This is a genomic window from Moorena sp. SIO3E8, assembly GCF_010692445.1.
Taxonomy (GTDB): Bacteria; Cyanobacteriota; Cyanobacteriia; order Cyanobacteriales; family Coleofasciculaceae; genus Moorena; species Moorena bouillonii.
In genome coordinates this window covers 135,828-152,697 of the sequence record NZ_JAAHHM010000001.1, presented here as the reverse complement: position 1 = coordinate 152,697, position 16,870 = coordinate 135,828, and the positions used below count along the sequence as shown (strand labels likewise).

The 16,870-nt window shown below is 42.8% G+C and carries 18 protein-coding genes; 11 read left to right on the top strand and 7 right to left on the bottom strand.

All coding sequences use genetic code 11. The annotated features are described in order from the left end of the window. Window positions 1–196: 196 nt before the first annotated feature. On the bottom strand, window positions 197–532 hold the full coding sequence (locus F6K46_RS00440) for a XisI protein (RefSeq protein WP_075898203.1): 336 nt from the start codon (window positions 530–532) through the stop codon (window positions 197–199). Continuing rightward, window positions 520–939 carry an element excision factor XisH family protein gene (locus F6K46_RS00435; protein ID WP_293051077.1) on the bottom strand — a complete coding sequence of 140 codons (420 nt, stop codon included), beginning with the start codon at window positions 937–939 and terminating at the stop codon, window positions 520–522. The genes F6K46_RS00440 and F6K46_RS00435 overlap by 13 nt, the downstream gene beginning before the upstream one ends. 237 nt (window positions 940–1,176) lie before the next feature. Here F6K46_RS00435 and F6K46_RS00430 point away from each other — a divergent pair, with 237 nt between their 5' ends. After that, window positions 1,177–1,350, top strand: a complete 174-nt coding sequence (locus F6K46_RS00430; RefSeq protein ID WP_293051080.1) for a hypothetical protein — start codon at window positions 1,177–1,179, stop codon at window positions 1,348–1,350. Here the strand turns inward: F6K46_RS00430 and F6K46_RS00425 are convergent, their stop codons facing one another. The 4 genes from F6K46_RS00425 to F6K46_RS00410 all read right to left on the bottom strand — a co-directional run bounded on the left by F6K46_RS00425 (window position 1,351) and on the right by F6K46_RS00410 (window position 6,810). Then, window positions 1,351–2,868 (bottom strand): DUF1802 family protein, encoded by a 1,518-nt coding sequence (locus tag F6K46_RS00425; protein ID WP_293051083.1) that lies wholly within the window; start codon window positions 2,866–2,868, stop codon window positions 1,351–1,353. It lies immediately after the preceding gene. A gap of 246 nt (window positions 2,869–3,114) precedes the next feature. Continuing rightward, entirely contained in the window at window positions 3,115–4,923 is a 1,809-nt protein-coding gene (locus F6K46_RS00420) for a hypothetical protein (RefSeq protein WP_293051086.1), read from the bottom strand. An 83-nt stretch (window positions 4,924–5,006) separates the two neighbouring features. After that, entirely contained in the window at window positions 5,007–5,723 is a 717-nt protein-coding gene (locus tag F6K46_RS00415; protein WP_293051088.1) for a hypothetical protein, read from the bottom strand. A 565-nt stretch (window positions 5,724–6,288) separates the two neighbouring features. After that, window positions 6,289–6,810, bottom strand: coding sequence for a phosphoribosyltransferase family protein (locus F6K46_RS00410; RefSeq protein WP_075898211.1), 522 nt, complete (start codon window positions 6,808–6,810; stop codon window positions 6,289–6,291). 220 nt (window positions 6,811–7,030) lie between these two features. Between F6K46_RS00410 and F6K46_RS00405 the strand changes: the two genes are divergently transcribed. Then, window positions 7,031–8,731 carry an MFS transporter gene (locus F6K46_RS00405; protein WP_075898213.1) on the top strand — a complete coding sequence of 567 codons (1,701 nt, stop codon included), beginning with the start codon at window positions 7,031–7,033 and terminating at the stop codon, window positions 8,729–8,731. 249 nt (window positions 8,732–8,980) lie between these two features. Here F6K46_RS00405 and F6K46_RS00400 read toward each other — a convergent pair whose 3' ends face one another. Then, a complete protein-coding gene (locus tag F6K46_RS00400; RefSeq protein WP_075898215.1) occupies window positions 8,981–9,235 on the bottom strand; it encodes a hypothetical protein in 255 nt (84 codons plus the stop codon). A gap of 159 nt (window positions 9,236–9,394) precedes the next feature. On the opposite strand from F6K46_RS00400, the gene F6K46_RS00395 reads away from it, so the two are divergent. From F6K46_RS00395 to atpH, 9 genes are all read left to right on the top strand, one after another. Next, complete coding sequence (locus tag F6K46_RS00395) at window positions 9,395–11,611, top strand: flavin-dependent dehydrogenase (protein WP_293051094.1); 2,217 nt, start codon at window positions 9,395–9,397, stop codon at window positions 11,609–11,611. A gap of 64 nt (window positions 11,612–11,675) precedes the next feature. Further along, a complete protein-coding gene (locus tag F6K46_RS00390) occupies window positions 11,676–12,689 on the top strand; it encodes a hypothetical protein (RefSeq protein WP_293039145.1) in 1,014 nt (337 codons plus the stop codon). Between the two features lie 46 nt (window positions 12,690–12,735). Further along, complete coding sequence (locus F6K46_RS00385) at window positions 12,736–12,876, top strand: hypothetical protein (RefSeq protein ID WP_293051097.1); 141 nt, start codon at window positions 12,736–12,738, stop codon at window positions 12,874–12,876. A gap of 475 nt (window positions 12,877–13,351) precedes the next feature. Then, complete coding sequence (locus F6K46_RS00380; protein ID WP_293039184.1) at window positions 13,352–13,705, top strand: ATP synthase subunit I; 354 nt, start codon at window positions 13,352–13,354, stop codon at window positions 13,703–13,705. 76 nt (window positions 13,706–13,781) lie between these two features. Beyond that, on the top strand, window positions 13,782–14,531 hold the full coding sequence (atpB, locus tag F6K46_RS00375) for a F0F1 ATP synthase subunit A (protein WP_293039148.1): 750 nt from the start codon (window positions 13,782–13,784) through the stop codon (window positions 14,529–14,531). A 132-nt stretch (window positions 14,532–14,663) separates the two neighbouring features. Beyond that, window positions 14,664–14,909, top strand: coding sequence for an ATP synthase F0 subunit C (gene atpE, locus F6K46_RS00370; protein WP_070392129.1), 246 nt, complete (start codon window positions 14,664–14,666; stop codon window positions 14,907–14,909). Between the two features lie 101 nt (window positions 14,910–15,010). Next, window positions 15,011–15,442, top strand: a complete 432-nt coding sequence (locus F6K46_RS00365; protein WP_293039151.1) for a F0F1 ATP synthase subunit B' — start codon at window positions 15,011–15,013, stop codon at window positions 15,440–15,442. Between the two features lie 222 nt (window positions 15,443–15,664). After that, window positions 15,665–16,198 carry a F0F1 ATP synthase subunit B gene (locus tag F6K46_RS00360; protein ID WP_075898224.1) on the top strand — a complete coding sequence of 178 codons (534 nt, stop codon included), beginning with the start codon at window positions 15,665–15,667 and terminating at the stop codon, window positions 16,196–16,198. Continuing rightward, entirely contained in the window at window positions 16,195–16,749 is a 555-nt protein-coding gene (atpH, locus tag F6K46_RS00355) for an ATP synthase F1 subunit delta (RefSeq protein ID WP_293018185.1), read from the top strand. Before F6K46_RS00360 ends, atpH begins: the two co-directional genes overlap by 4 nt. Window positions 16,750–16,870 lie beyond the last annotated feature (121 nt).

Genomic DNA, 16,870 nt, shown 5'->3' with positions numbered 1-16,870 from the left:
TCCTTTATTATACTATTTTGTTTATTGAATTGTAAACTAGTAAAATCTCTATACCTTCATCTGTTTTCAAGACAGAGTAAGGGGTTAAAAGGATGACACAGTTTGGCTTGAAATGAGAGGAAACCGGATTGATCTCAGAGTCGGAAATCACCCCTGGTTGATAACCAGTGAAAAAATCGATTGACCTATGGCCACGCTACGCGATTGCATAACCAGTATGGGGACGAACGTCTGGTGGGTGAAACCCTAGCACAATATCTGATTTGGGAATCCCTGCAGCGACAAGTTCTTCAGTGATGCCATCTTCGATACCATCCCGTTGAATCCAGATTTTCCCATCAATAATCTGAACATGCGTAATGCAGCCGTGGACTCGACGTTTGCCATCCCAGCCAACAACCATTAGCATAAAATGATTGTTCAGAGTATCAGTAATGGCATAACTTTGGATATCGCCGTGACTGTAACTAATCCGAGCGTAACGCTCTAGAATTTCTCGAATTAATTTGGAATACTCATCTAATCTATCCATTGCACTATTTCTTCTCCTTCTGCATCAAAAATTAGCAAATTCAACTGATTGTTTTCAATAGCAATTCGAGCAATTTTCTCTTGAAAAAAATCTAAGTAAACTGCATTGCGAATCGCTAGATATAATGTTCGATATCGATGGTTGGTTGATTCTTTTAACAAACCTCGATAAAGCACATATTGACCGAGGGCATTTTCTAGGTCTTGTACAGGAGAAGGACGAATAAAACTTTTTACCTCAACTGCAATACGTCGCCGACCTTTTTCTGCTGCAAAAAGTTTCTCCGATCCCATATCTACGTAAACGGTTCGCTCTCCAACAGCTAATGCTAGAGGATCGTTAGTAATCACCCATCCGTCTTTGATCAGAGCCGTTTTAACCGTTTCGTGGTAGATATATTTTGCCATTAAAAGTAGCTCATTCTTGCCATGCTCAAGGGTATCTCTATGGTATAGCAGAAGTCAGAAGTCAGAAGTCAAACTCTTGCGCTTACTTAGGTTTGAGACTTTTGTCATGTCCTAACTGCCCTGGCGACTGCTATAGCTTGATCACGCTTTAGGTATTGATCACAAGCAGAAATTTTGAATCTTGAAATAAAACGTTACATAAACCGGTAGATTTTTACGATATCGCTTTATCTTCTAATGAGGTACACAGTTTTTTTTACCTCTTGCCTCTTGCCTCTTGCCTCTTGCCTCTTGCCTCTTGCCTATTATCTGCTCCCTGCTCCCTGCTCCCTGCTCCCTACTCCCTGCTCCCTGCTCCCTAAAAATATGTACCTCACAAATTTAAAAAAAACTATCCTGAACAAGTCCTAATTAATCCATGGGCAAGTCCCGCAGGAAGTAAAAGCAATCACTTTTACTATCCGTGCCCTTGATTCGCCCCAAGTAGCCAGTTAAGGGAGAAGAAAGCTCAATCAATATTTCGTGTAGTTCTGGATGGGTCAAGGACTGGGGTGGATTTGAGAAGTTATAGGCTCCATCGATCATCTCTACTCCCACCGTGTGATTATCTCTATTGTCAATCAGCTTTTTCACCAGGTGGACAATATGCGATCGCAATTTCAGTTTTTCAGAAACATGATTAATATATTTCTCAACTTCCTGATCAGCTTGACCAGGTATCAAGTAATTCTTTAGTATAATTAAATCAACGGAATTGGGATACTGGCTTTGGAGTTTCACCAGCTTCTCAAGAGTTTCAGGATTAATAATTGCCATACCATGTACAATAGCTGCATCCATAAGTTGTTTAGTCGGCTCACCAGGGCCAATGATTAACTTAGCCGTTTTATTAAGTAGTTCTTGATTGTTTAAACGTAACGTTCCTAAATTCAACAGTTGTACTGCCGTATCGTTAGGAATTTTTTTCCCAGCCTTGCACTCACCCACCAATGGATAAGGTTTTGAGCAGAATAAATCTAAGCCACCAGCACCACCTTTGTGAGCATGGTCGATGGTAAATCCGAGAAACTTAAGGCTATCACGAACAATAATTTCAAAATCTGTTCCAGCTTGATAATTAGTTTTACCTTTATCCAATTCTTTGCTGCGATTTCCTAATGCTGCTATGGTATTTATCCAAGCTACATCTGGATTAGATGACCTTAATTGCTTGTTGCTACTCCAGCCTATAAATTTTTTTATCTCTTCGTCAAGGGCTTCAGCCGCTGGGTTAGTAATCGCCAGGGTAGCGATTTGACTCTGTAATTCTTCCAATTCCGGATACAGTGGCGGTAGTCGATTTTCTAGCTGGTGTCGGCGTTGGCTGAAAATGCGATCGCTTAATACTGGCCAATCCTCAGTAACCCTAATATTATCACCTAAACTAACAAATTTCCCAAGGGGCTGACTAGTATTATTTCTAGCTATTTCAATCACTTTAGGAAACTGATAGACCCGCAAGTAAGCCAGGAAAATACGCTGCTGTTTCTCAAGTCTTGCTTGTAATCCGGCTGCTGTCCATACCGTTAACGGTGATAAGTTTTCCAAGGATTCAGTTTTCTTCAGGTGTTGGCAAAGTTCACACCTAGCCCAAGCCTTAATTAAAACTGTTTCCTCAGAATTCACTGCTGTTAGACTTTTTTGGGCTATTTCTATAAAACTAGGGCGATAATAGTGCTCAAGAGACAGGGTATTACCTGATAGTGTATTACTTGATAGTGTATTACTTGATAGTGTATTACTTGATAGTGTAGACGGATATAGGACAAATTTACGTCCTGGATTGATAAATAAGTGAGGTATAGCAGCAATCATTCGCCCTTCGAGTAAGGCTTCGATATCTGGTGCCGGTAAAAGTAGGGCTATTGAAATTCTATCTTGCTGACTCATTATCTTACTGACTCATTAGTAAATATCTAGATCACTTACTATCAATTAATATCATCCCTGGCTTCAACTGTGTAACTCCTGTTAACTATAGCAGTTAAACCTAAAAATTCTATAATAATCCGTGTAGTAATTGTGATAATTGTTATCCGAATTTTCCTACTCCCTACTCCCTACTCCCTACTCCCTGTTTCCAGATCCGCTGTTCCTTTTGCTATATAGCTTCGTTGACTTAATCATCCTTTAACTTTACGCCTCTTCATCCACTGCCTCTTCAGGAATTTCGACCGATGGAGCACTCAAAATTTTTCGCAGTAATCGGTTATCTATTCCTAGCTTTGTGTTAGCGATAAAATCCTTAATCTGCTCTTCACTCAACTCATAGTCTTCACGACTGTCATAAACAGCGCGAATCGCAATTAAGGGCTTAACGTCCTCTGTTTTCAACACTACCCATTTTCCTCCTTGAGCCTTCAGGTTATTCCAACACTCTTGAGCCTTCTTGGCATTTGGACTTATATCTTTAGAGCGGACTAAACAACCACGGGTCAGATCATATTTTTTATAATCCCCAAGATGAGATAACCCAGCCGTTACCCTGTTTCCAACAGAGGCTTGGATCACCGCTAGTCCAATTTTGACCGTATTACCTTCTTGTTTACCAAGTATCTTTACCCCTAGGTATTTATTTTTGGGCTTAACCGGAGCTTCAATTTTTTCGATTGTGACTCCTGCCACTATCTGTCCGATGAGTTGGTTGAGGCCAAACTTAATCGCGTTAGTGAGTTGAGAGTCATCCTCCATGTACTCTTCATTGTCTATATTGTCAATATTTTTGATCTCGTTATTATAAGCAGAGCTAACGGGATTTATAGTAGGTCTATGGGATGAAACTTGCTGACCATTAAGTAATCCCCAGTTAGTTTGACACCATTTAAGAACATCTCTTGCTGTTGGTCGTTGTTTACCTAATTCTTTCAGTGTTTCTTCCCTAAAGGGATAAAACCGCTGAGGAGGAGTTAGTTTATTGTCAGCATAAAACCCTTTTAACCGTAGGGAAACTAGATCAATTATCTGATCAGAATTTAGAGGCTTTAATTCAACTTCTCGCTCCCCAATTCTGTCAACAACTGCATCATTTAACTCTAATGCTCTAATTTGATGTGTCCAAGTTTCAGGAAACATAGCCGTCAGCAGCACCCCCCGTTTAAGGCTATTGTATAAATCTGTTGCTAAGCTGGCAATAACTTGTGCTCTGCTAAACCCTGCATCATCACATTCTGTACCATCTAATTGATCAAAACATACCACCAAGGGATTGTAATCACTAATTAGGTCTAAAATATGACAAATTATATCGAAATGATCTTTGTCATCTTCCGAATCGTTGGGTAACTCCATTTCGTCAGCTTTTTTCTGGGATAAACTTTTCCCAGAAAGCCAGTTAATAGCATAAAGAGCATGCTGCTTTGATAATGTCCAGAAAATCCCTTTGATCAGATAGGGATTATCGATGTCGCTCTTGATTTCAAGAACTTTATCAGTCAGTTGTTCAATTAGCTTGGGATTCTTAGCCAAGGCATTGGGAAATACATTGACTAACTGCTGAGATGTGTAACTTCTTTTCATCGCCTCATTGGCTAAAGCAGTTCCTAACTCTTGCCACTGAGTCACCCCCTGGCTACCCACCTCCTTAAGACTTAATGCCAGGGTTTTCAAAAATTCTGGCTTGATCCGATTAAGGTCATTGTAATCGGTCATGTAGACAAACCAAGCACTGCCATCAGCTTGAAGTTGATGGCGAACCCTACTGAGCAAATGAGTTTTGCCTAACCCTTTGTTAGCCTTGATGGTAATGCCAATAACCTGACGCTCCCCGCTACGAACTTCTTCAATTGCCTTAAAAACAGCGTCGGAGGCATGAGCATTGATAGAAGTAACGTGAGGTAATTCTTTTTTCCATACATTTTGCTTCTTGACAACTGGCTCTTTGTTAAAAGGGTTTTCTTTTTTGATGGCATTGTGGAGTTCTTCAAGGGGAGATGAACTGTTAGTCATGAGCAACTGTTATTCATTTTGGTGTGAGGAAACGCTACAAACAGTCAACAGATATTTATTACAATAACCAGGCCAGCCTAGGATTATAGCCGCTTAGCATAGCAGCGTAATCCACTCAGTTCTGTTGTGATGGAATCTTCAATTTGGGATGGATCGCTATCGGGTAAGCTACCGCCTTGGAGTTGCAAAATATCCTTAGCCTGCATCTCCAACAACCACTCATTGAACTGGGAACGACTGACACTATCCCCAATTTCCCGTCTAATCCGATAAATCGGTACGAGATCATCAAGGTTATAGTCCTGATTTAGCTTGTCGTAGACCTCCAAGACCACCGACTCAAAGGTTTCATAAGAAGCGATCGCATTTTCCCCAGTTTTCGCAGCATCAGCCCCTGGGTCAACCACTTTAGCCACTGAGCTTCTCTCTCGAATCCAATTTAGAACAGCCTTGACATCCTTAGCTCTGACCAGACTACCGTCAAACTCAAAATCAGCGCTTTTGATGCCAGCATCTAGCACTTGCAAGCCTTGCTCTGTCAAAAACACATACTCGATTCGGGCTTTTTTTGTTTTCTTGATCGTCCCATCTGTTTCCAATGTTTTAAAGATGTCAGTATAATCACCAGACCTCTCATTATTCAGTTTTACTGTATCACTTAAGTCTTTTCTTTTCACCTCCTGCTTTGATCCCCCTAGATCCCACAAGTGTAGTAGCAGACGAGTTGTAGCTTGGGCTGGGGTACCTCGTAACCCTTTCTTATTTTCTTTCTTCTTTTCTGCTTCAGGGTTTGTTGACATTTCCGTTTGTTCTGTTTGTTCTACTGTTGACATTTCCATTTGTTCTAGGTATTTAGTTCTAGGTATTGAGTAGATCAGATTATGGCTTGTCACCTCTATATCCAGTGATAGCCTAACCAATAGTATGATGCCAATTCGGCAGGATTTAGTGAGAAGCTGTAAATTTTTATGGCTACCCTAGCCTAAGGCCAGCCAAATTAAGCGTCTACCTTTGTATAGCCCTAAAATGACATTTTGAGGACATTTTGAGGGCTAAAAGTAATAGCTAAGTTAATCACAGGTCCGCAATCACAATTTCCCATGGTATTGCCCCTTGGGTTGCATCGGAATTGCGAAATCTTACTCACTTGCCTCTAGGATCAGAATTTCCAAACTATCCAGTCTTTCCCCCCAGAAAGCGATCGCATTTACTGGGACAATCTCAAATTCTGGCAGCTTGAGTAGAGCAAGGTAGTCGAGTCTCGATATTATATCACTTCTGTTCAGTCTAGGTTGCTTTCAACTATTATTTCTGTGCTATTTCTGTGTCCCCTGTGCTGCCTCTGCTCACTCTGCCGTGATCGGATCACACTTCTGTAACTAAATAGGTTTGAGCCAAATCAGCTGGACTCATGGACTCATAAGGTTCAAAAGGCTGATGAATCCAAGGATTATCTGGCAAATAATCCACATAGTAATCAGGAGCAATCCCAGAACAGGCTTTATACCAGATCACAGCAGTACGAATCTCCTCAATTTCTGTACCATAATGACTATAAAGCCATTTAATCCCCTCTCGTAGACTAATACCAGAATCCACTAAATCATCTACCAATAGGATCCGATTACCTAATTTTGCCGTCGTCATGGCCAGGTGGCTCGAAAACGTTATCGGTCCTCGGATACGATTGTCTGGTCCAGTATAGGAAGCAGCAGACAGAATCCCTAAGGGCTGATTGTAAATGCGGCAGAGCAGATCACCAACCCGTAATCCGCCCTTAGCAATACAGACAATCTGGTTGAAATCCCAATCGGCTTGATAGAGTTTGACAGCGAGCCGTTCGATTTTTTCATAGTACTCTGACCAGGAGACGTAAAGTTCTGACATAGTTCGTGCCATTGATATTGGTTAGGTATTGCTCAGGGAATTGACCTGAAACAAAAGTCGAAAACTATTCGACCGAATCTGGCCGTTGTTCCGAATAAACCCAAGTTCCGAATTTCCCTACTTCTACAAGAAGTCTAATGTTAGAAATGGCTTATGAGTGATTCGTTTTGCTAAAAAAATCCCTATCACTACATTCGCTAGCTAAATTATCTTATCGGTTATGAGTGATGTTTCTAGTTCTGATGCCAGTAATCGTCCCCAAGTCTCCGGTGGACTCGAAAAGCTTAACTTTACCACCAAACTAGCTTATGGTGCTGGAGATATGGGTCCAGCCATGACCGCCAATCTCTTAGTCTTTTACCTCCTGCCATTTTTAACCAATGTGGCTGGTTTACCAGCGGGTTTGGCAGGGAGCATTCTGATGATTGGCAAAGTTTCCGATGCCATCAATGATCCCATGGTTGGGATTATGAGCGATCGCACTCGTTCTAGTTGGGGGCGTCGCATTCCCTGGATGCTGTTTGGGGCAATTCCCTTTGGTGTTCTGTTTTTCTTACAGTGGATTGTCCCGCACTTCAGCAATAACAATACCATTAATAACTGGTTACTGTTTAGCTACTATCTTCTGATTGCTATTCTCTTCAACATTGCCTACACTGCAGTTAACCTACCCTACACCGCCCTAACCCCAGAACTCACCCAAGACTACAACGAACGCACTAGCCTCAACAGCTTTCGCTTTACCTTTTCCATCGGTGGCAGCATCCTAACCTTAATTCTAGGGGGATTAATTTTTAGTGCCTATGCCGGTGATAGTGGTAAGCAATATCTAGTGCTAGGGTTAGTTACCACCTTGCTGGCGGTGGTGCCGATATTGTGGTGTGTGCTGCGCATCCAAGAACGAGGTGCACAGCCTATATTGGGAACTCAGCAGAAAAAGACTGTAGGAACTCTGCTCACCCTAATTGGACCCCTATCATTTTTCTATGGCATTGCCCGGATTATCCCAGTGACTGCCCAATTATTGGGTGCCACTAGCAACCCTGATATCACTGGTATCTTTCTCAGTCTTCTTGGTTTACTAATTACCGTCTTTGGTATAACTCTGATATTTTCTACCCCAGAACCCCACCTGAAAGATAGCTCTGCTTTCACAGAGCGCTCTGAAGCTGACACTTCAGCCTCCTTATCTTTTTTTGAGCAACTGCGGATTGTATTCAGTAACCAGCCTTTTCTATATGTGATTGGTATTTACCTGTGTTCCTGGTTAGGTGTCCAGTTAATCGGTTCTATCCTGCTTTACTTCGTAGTCAATTGGATGGGATTGCCCGAGTCTACCTTTCCCTTAGTCGCCCTTGCGGTTCAAGGTACTGCGTTATTAATGCTGTTTTTCTGGAAGATGGTCAGTGAGCGATTGGGCAAAAAAACCGCTTACTTTATGGGCACTAGTATCTGGGTTATCGCTCAAGTTGGTCTATTTTTGCTACAACCTGGTCAAGTTGCCTTAATGTACTGTTTAGCTGTTATGGCTGGTTTTGGCGTTTCTGTGGCTTATCTCATCCCCTGGTCGATGGTGCCCGATGTGATTGAACTCGATGAATTGACCACAGGTCAGCGTCGGGAAGGGATATTTTATGGCTTCATGGTTTTGCTGCAAAAACTTGGTTTAGCCCTAGGACTGTTTTTAGTCGGTATTGTCCTAGAGTGGTCAGGATTCATCTCATCTACTGCTGGGCAACCAGTCCCCACCCAACCGGATTCCGCACTGCTAGCCATCCGTATCGCTATTGGACCATTGCCAACCCTATTCTTGATTGGTGGTATAGCACTCGCTTACTTCTATCCCATCACCAAGGAATTTCATGCCCAAATTCTCTTGCAGCTACGAGAGCGTGATCGAGCTACTAGGCAAGGGGAATAGGAATTGATTGGTTCTGTTAAAGATTTAGTTTGACTCAGGAGTAGTGTTCTAACTGGGGGAAATTTGCCAATCAATAGACTTCGCCGGAGTTCTCAGGCAAAAGGCTTGCATAAACAACAATTGAGGCAAACAGGATCAGAAAACTACTAAGTCTGGCAGGTCTAATGCCAATCAATCAATCAATGATGAAAAAGGTAGATGCATTATGGCTTGAGTCGTCGCAATTAGCCTAAGCAGCTCGGGCGTCGCTTAAGACGCCTGCCATTCCAATTCAGGCAGACTCTCCCAGGCTTCGACAAGCAGGTCATTGAGTAATACTCTTTGTGAGTGATCAAGCCAATCGTCTTCTGCTAAGACTTCGGCAGTTAAATCGTCAAGGGACTGTCCCTCTTGACGGGCAATTTGAATGACACCAGCAATCGCCATTACCACCAGTTCTTCATCAACTGGTTGTTGACGTAGGGCGACTATTTCTTGTGGACTAGCTGGAATGGGATAATTCATACCTAACAAACAAGGGCACCCTTGACTATAACTAAACTGAAATCAATGTAAAGTATTTTTACGAATATTAAACAAGTCGATACTTGGAAGCTTAGCGTATTTTCATCACTGATTACCTCCGTCTCTCCTCTTAATGAAATTTGTGATCACATAACCCCTATGAAAGAGATTCTGTACGTAGAAATCCCTACACCAGACACCAAGACTGTGTGCCAATGGTTGCAACAGGAATGGCAGCCTAAGCTTGGGGATAAGATAATCACGCCAGATGGTATCCGTCTGCAATGGGAGACTACTCCTGATGAGAATTCTAATCACAAGACTACAGTTGTAGTTTCTTTGATTCCAGAAATCTCGATTTTTGTGTGGTCTGTGCAGCGAACCACCTACCTCAAAGCCTTTCGTTGGTCCGAAAAGCCCCTGAGCGGCGAAACGCTAATTCTAAGACAGCTGACCCAGAGTCTTCGGGATCAATTCCCGTACCACTATCCAGAACCACCGGATGTAGAGTTATCTGAGCAATCTATCTTTGAAGCATTAGCACCCTATTATCCTCAGACTGTGCACTTTTTCCGGAAAATGCCTAGAGGAGAATATGACCTTAATCGAGTTTATTGGTGGGAAAAGCGCTGGCGTGAGGGGGTTCGTAACCCCCAGCAGCCCAAGCAGGTCCTGTTTAAGGAGTTGAAGGTTGAAAGTTCCCAACAGTTAAAGGTTGGCCAGTTGCAGGTTGAAGGTTCCCAACAGTTGAAGGTTGGCCAGTTGCAGGTTGAAGGTTCCCAAAACAACCTTGGCCAAAAGGCCACGCTACGCGAACAACCATCTAACCTTCAACCGACTAACCGTCAACCTTCAACCTCTAAGTACGACGTAATCTACATCGGTGGTGCCTTGGGAGTGATCCATGCTGCAACAATGGCGCAGCGGGGTTATCGGGTATTGCTGATTGAGCGGTTAACCTTTGGGCGGATGAACCGGGAATGGAATATTTCACGGGATGAGTTTCAAAGCTTGATTGATTTGGGTTTATTTACCCCAACTGAGTTTGAAGGGATTATTGCTAGGGAATACGTTGATGGATTTAATAAGTTCTTTGATAGCAACAACCCACCCCACTTGAAAGCAGCGATATTGCACACGCCAAGGGTGCTCAATATCGCCATTGATTCTGCCAAATTTTTGCAACTGTGTGGGAAAAAGCTAAAGAGTGCTGGGGGAGAAATCTGGGATGAGACAGAGTTTATCCAAGCAACTATCACCCCAGAGGAAGTTGTGGTGGACTTGCAACACTTACCAACTAAATCTCACCGACAAGTGAGTGGTCGTCTGTTGGTGGATGCCATGGGAACGGCTTCACCAATTGCTTGGCAGCTCAATGGGGGTAGGGCGTTTAATAGTGTCTGTCCCACGGTGGGGGCTGTGATTGAGGGCTTTGAGCCTCAGGTGTGGGATCCCGATTATGGTGATGTTCTCAATAGTCATGGGGATATTTCCCGGGGACGTCAGCTGATTTGGGAGTTGTTCCCTGGTGCAGGTGAGGAATTGACAATTTATTTGTTCCATTACCATCAGATACATCCTGAGAATCCCGGCTCTTTATTAGAAATGTATGAAGATTTCTTTACTATCTTACCGGAATACCGCCGATGTGATATAGAAAAGTTGGTGTGGAAGAAACCAACCTTTGGGTATATTCCCGGACATTTTACGGTGGGAAGTCGCGATCGCATTGTGGCCTTTGACCGACTGCTTGCCATTGGTGATGCTGCTTCCCTTCAGTCCCCCTTGGTGTTCACTGGCTTCGGTTCCTTAGTGCGTAACCTCTATCGCTTAACCGATCTCTTGGACACTGCCTTGCGGCACAATCTTTTGAGTGTTAAGGATTTAAATCAAATTCGCGCCTATCAAAGTAATATTGCTGTTACCTGGCTGTTTTCCCAAGGGATGATGGTACCAACAGGTCGTCATCTACCACCCCAGCGGATTAACGCCATGCTCAATACCTTCTTTGGATTGTTGGCAGATGAACCACCGGAGGTACCAGATACGTTTATTAAAGACCGTTTCAGTTGGTTAACCTTTAATCGACTCGCACTCAAAGCAGCTAGGCGAAACCCTGCCCTCATCCCCTGGATTTTGGAAATGGCTGGTGCTAAGGATTTCTTGCTTTGGGTAGGCAGTTACTTAAGTTTTACTAGCAATGCCTTTGTCAGCGGGTTGCTCAAAGGTTGGTTTCCCAGTCTAGTTCGACGGTTACAGCCCTGGCTTGAAAAGCGTTATCCACGGCTTTGGTTACAGTTGTTGGCTCAAAGTTATGCCATCACAGCTGGGATGGGGCGTCCTGAAAAAGTAAACCGTGAGCTCAAGTTCGATTGAATACTTATCATTGAAGGTTATTCGTTAATGGTTAATTAACGAATAACCAAGAAGGAAGATGATAATGAGTCAAAGAAAGAGTTTAGTAATTATCTGTCTAATTTTAATCGCTGTTGTCGGTGTTGTCATTAATGTCAAACTTTTGCAAGTTTGGAACTATAACACTGAAGGACATGATATTTACTATAGCTGGGTAGAAGGGAAGCGAATTTTATCGGGGGAAAATCCCTACGCTAGAGTCTTATCGGGAAATATGAGAGAGAATCAGAAGTATGCTACCTATTTCCCCCTTTTTTATTGGCTTTCAGCATTAACTCAATTATTGGGGTTCCAAGACTACTCAGACTGGATTTCCCTATGGCGACCGATATTTTTAATGGTTAATATCGGTATTGCTGGTTTAATTTTTTATCATTTGTATAACCATAAACTATTTATTTTTGGCTGGTTTGCTGCTTTATTCTGGTTACTGAACCGATGGACGCTTTATGTGAGTATCGACGCTAACTTAGATTTCCTAGCTATATTTTTTCTGATTCTTTCCCTGATGTTACTGCCAAAACACAAGTCTACAGCTTTCTTGATGTTTAGCTTGTCTTTAGCGATTAAACAAATTGCTATCTTTTTACTACCACTTTATCTGATTTGGGCTTGGCAATCATCAGAGGATAATCCTGTAAAGGATACCTTCATCGCTTTGTTGTTAATAATTGTTATCCCTGGGATAACGTCACTACCATTTATCTTATGGAATGCAGAAGGATTCTTTAAATCGATTCTATTTTCAGCCACTAGAAATCCAGACGGACATGTTAATGCTCCTTCCTTAGATGGGTTAATTACATTATCAAATCCTGATTTCATTGGTATCAAAGCTAAGTTGCCAATGGTGTTGGTAATGAGTCTAGTATTTCTGAGTGCCATGAAGCGACAAATTGGCATCTATACTAGTGCTTTGCTGACCATGTCGGTATTTATTGAATTCAATTCAGTAATATTTAACCAATATTTTTGTTGGGTCGTACCTTTGTTGCCTCTCGCTAGTTGCGAGATACTTCTTAAGAAGTACGCCAAATGAGATATCCTTCCCTCAAACGCGATGCTCGGTACGAGCCGCTACGCGATTGGCCGTAGGCCACGCTACGCGAACGCATCAAGATCCCAATACAATATATAGACTTTCCCTGTTGAGTGACAAATTTTGGTTTGTCCGTTGGGTCGAACATAGTGAAACCCAACATTGGCAATGGTTTTGTTCGGTTTAGCTACCGCTCCACCGCTACCTAAGTAAAACCGTTGATTTTAGGAGTAAAGTCAGTCAATCACCTCTAGCACTAGTCCCCTGCCCCCTCAAGGATGGAGCTATACAAACTTTCGTCCGCACCTCAAGGACTCAGAGAAAATCATTGGTGTGGTCAGCCTAAGTCTGCAAGCTTAGTTTGTGTAGTCACTACCTATCCGTTACATGCACCCATCCGTTGCCGCATTTATCCATCACCCTGTCAGCCGAAACCCTTACTTATACCGCACTTCGGAGGGATTAGTTATTTTTATACCAGATTTGTTAAGTATTGTGACCTTTCCCATGATATGATTACCTCTGGTTTGTGAAAACAAGCCAGATGACTGGACTAGCATTTGCTGCTACCGGTGAACTTGTCAGATGACCCTCTTGAGAAACCATTGACCATGGAGGAAAACACGCAAACAAGTTACTTGTCCCCTTCAACGAGTTCGTCAATGGAGGAGTATTACCAACTCAAACAAACTCTGTTGTTGGTCACCCTAGTCGCGACAGGGATTATTTTCATCTGTGTGTGGGTGGTTTACTCCCTCAACATTGCCTTGAATTATTTGATCGGGGCGTGTACTGGTATGGTTTACTTGAGAATGTTGGCTAAAGACGTAGAGCGGCTAAGCCAACAAAATAGGCGTCCGAGCACGGCTCGGTTTGCGGTTTTTATTGGGATAATTGTAGTAGCCAGTCAATGGCAAAAATTACAAATACTTCCTATATTTTTAGGGTTTCTGACGTACAAAGCCGCAATTATCGTCTATATCCTGCAAAGCCTAGTAAATCCTACCTCTAAGTAAGATTTATTTAAGTCGGATTTATTGGTAGGATAAACAGACGTTTCACCCTTGACAGAAATCTGGGTAAATCTCCAGAATGGAAATGATAAATGCTTTAAACGTTCTGAATTCTTTACCCCTTGCTTCCTTAGAAGTTGGTGAACACTTTTATTGGCGGATTGGCAATTTAACATTACACGGTCAGGTTTTTCTCACCTCCTGGGTAGTGATTGCTATTCTGGTAGTAGCTTCCCTTGCGGCAACTCGAAATGTCCAAATGGTTCCTGGCGGTATCCAAAATTTGATGGAGTACGCCCTAGAATTTTTGAGGGATTTAGCGAAAAACCAGCTGGGGGAAAAAGAATATCGCCCTTGGGTACCTTTTATCGGTACACTGTTTTTGTTTATCTTCGTGTCAAACTGGTCAGGAGCCCTCATTCCTTGGAGTATTATCGAGCTCCCATCCGGTGAGCTGGCGGCTCCTACCAATGACATCAATACCACCGTTGCCTTAGCCTTACTAACATCCTTGGCGTATTTTTACGCTGGTTTGAGCAAGAAGGGTTTAGGTTACTTCGCTGGCTATATTCAGCCAATACCAATCCTCTTGCCGATCAAGATTTTAGAAGACTTCACCAAACCCCTCTCCCTAAGCTTCCGTTTATTTGGCAATATTCTGGCAGATGAACTGGTAGTAGCCGTGTTGGTGCTGCTAGTGCCTCTGTTTATCCCGTTGCCAATTATGGCGCTAGGTCTATTTACCAGTGCAATTCAAGCCCTGGTCTTCGCTACCTTGGCAGCTGCCTACATTCACGAGGCAATAGAAGTCGAAGGCGAAGAACATTAAGGGATAACCTTATGATGGGAATGGCACGGTAGCCTTAAATTAGGAATAGTTGGAATTGATCACTCCTTCGGAGAATCCTTCTGACTAGTAGCTCTCTATTTTGTTCTTTACTCACGGATAAGAAAAATCATCATGGATCCAATCATTGCTGCTGCTTCAGTTGTCGCTGCTGCTCTCGCTGTCGGTTTAGCTGCTATCGGCCCTGGTATCGGTCAAGGAAATGCTGCTGGTCAAGCTGTAGAAGGTATTGCTCGTCAGCCGGAAGCTGAAGGAAAAATTCGCGGTACTCTCCTGTTAACCTTGGCATTCATGGAATCCCTGACTATCTATGGTCTGGTAATTTCTCTGGTACTGCTGTTTGCTAACCCATTTTCTTAGAACCTGATACTTTATGTAGAGACGTTGCAGGCAACGTCTCTACATGGTAGGTCTGATAAGGTGAATTGTTCGGTTTTATTCCGATTTGGGATTTGTAAAAAATGTTTGATTTTGATGCTACTCTGCCTCTGATGGCATTGCAGTTTCTGGTTTTGACAGTTGTATTAAATACCATATTCTATAAGCCACTGACAAAAACGCTGGATGAGCGTGACGAATACATCCGGAATCAGGAATCTGATGCCAAAAAACGCTTGTCTAAAGCCGAAGAAATGGCTAAAGAGTATGAAGAACAGTTGGGTCAAGCCCGGAAGCAGTCTCAAGCTGTGATCGCTTCTGCTCAAGAAGATGCCAGAAAAATGGCAGCTCAAGCGATCGCTGAAGCCCAACAAGAAGCTCAGGCTGAACGAGCAAAAGCTCAAGAAGAAATTGATCAACAGAAACAGCAAGCAATGGCTTCCCTCGAACAACAGGTGGATGATCTATCTCGCCAAATATTAGAAAAATTGTTAGGGCCAGCGTTAGTAAGATAAATGGTGGCGTCTTGACCGCCTGACCCATATATTTACTAAAACTCCTAAGAGATTGGCGATGTGGGAGTACTGTCAAACTATTTCAAACTATTAATTATCTTGAGATAATTGTCTTGAGATAATTGTCTTGAAATAATTGTCTTGAGATAATTATCTTGAGAGTAGGTGGACAGGTCATAGCTTAGCAAGATTATGCGTTCAAAACAATTGTAAACGGATATGATGGGGAATTTAGTATTATTGGCAACAGAAGCTCATGGAGAAGGTGGTTTTGGATTAAACTTTAATATTCTTGAAACCAACCTAATCAACCTGAGTATTTTGTTGGGAGTACTCTACTACTTCGGAAGCAAATTAGTGGGAAACATTTTGAGTGAGCGACGCTCAAAAATTGAACAGGCGATTAAAGAAGTAGAAGCTCGTCAAAGACAAGGAGCCGAAGCCTTAGCAGATCAACAGCAGAAGTTAGCTCAAGCCCAAGTCGAGGCAGAAAACATTCGTGCTGCAGCAGAAGTTAATGCTAAAGCAGCTAAAGAGGCAATTTTGGCCGCTTCGGCTCAAGAGATTGAACGGATGAAAGAATCAGCAGTTCAGGATTTGAACTCGGAGAGGGAACGAGCCATGGCCGAACTACGCCAGCGAGTTGCTACTATGGCAATGGCTAAGGTTGATTCCCAACTAAGAGAGACATTAGATAACTCCGCTCAACAACAATTAATTGACCGCAACATCGCTCTGTTGGGAGGTGGCTCATGAAAGGTGGTTTTTTGAGTGGCCAAGTACTCGAACCTTATGCAGAAGCGTTGCTCGATTTGGCTAAGTCCGATAACGAACTCAAAGGCAAACTGAGTGAGGATGTAGATACTCTGCTGAGTCTTTTGAAAGAATCGCCACAATTGCAGGAGTTTTTAGGCTCTCCTGTGGTCAGAGCTGAGGATAAAATCGGGGTCTTGCAACAAATTGCTGGGGACCAACTTCACCCCTACACCATGAATTTTTTGAGGATTCTAGTAGACCGTGGGCGCATTGCGTTTTTGGAAGGCATTTGCCTGAAGTACCAAGAACTTCTCAGAGAGTTAGATCAAACTGTTTTGGCTGAGGTGAGTTCAGCAATAGAACTTTCTGAAGCTCAGCAAGAATCAGTTCGTGAGAAAGTTAAGTCCCTCACGGGAGCCAATCAGGTAGAACTGGATACAAAAATTGACCCGGATGTAATTGGTGGTGTGATCATTAAAGTCGGGTCTGAGATATTTGATGCCAGTCTAAAAGGACAACTCCGTCGCATCGGTATGGCTCTGACCAGTTGAAGTACGTCACGTTGGTTGTTCGCCCCGTAGTCGGTGTAGGGTAAGTTAGTTGGTTCTCTGAGGCTTACCTTTTAGGGTAGGTTAGTTGGTTAAAGATTAACCCCTTGGGACATAACCTTGA